Below are 375 nucleotides of genomic sequence, written 5' to 3'. Positions count from 1 at the left end.
AAGTAAACCGAGCCACTGTGCCGCTGTTCTGTATGTTTTCATCACCTGCTCCAAATTTATCATTGAGCAGGTATTTTCAAATAGTCAGATCAATGATGCGAGGTGTGGTTCGCTAGACGGTTACGATTAAATGAGGAAAACTCTCTTAAAATATGATCTATATAAGGGATGGTTACAACTCGAAGTGTTCGCTTTAAAAAATTAAAATACAAAAAAGCCATCTTATTCAGATGGCTTTTTTATGTATTTAGCGCCTGGAAATGACCTACTCTCGCATGGGGAGACCCCACACTACCATCGGCGATACTGTGTTTCACTTCTGAGTTCGGAATGGGATCAGGTGGTGCCACAGCTCTATGGTTTCCAGACAAATTT

Annotated in this window: 1 rRNA gene; it reads right to left on the bottom strand. The window is 40.8% G+C overall.

Annotated elements, in window-relative coordinates:
- Nucleotides 1-252: 252 nt before the first annotated feature.
- A 5S ribosomal RNA gene (rrf, locus tag H5073_RS18110) occupies nt 253-368 on the bottom strand.
- Nucleotides 369-375: the final 7 nt, after the last annotated feature.

It is taken from the genome of Shewanella sp. SR44-3 (assembly GCF_014163735.1).
Classification (GTDB): domain Bacteria; phylum Pseudomonadota; class Gammaproteobacteria; order Enterobacterales; family Shewanellaceae; genus Shewanella.
This window is presented reverse-complemented; position numbering and strand designations above follow the sequence as displayed.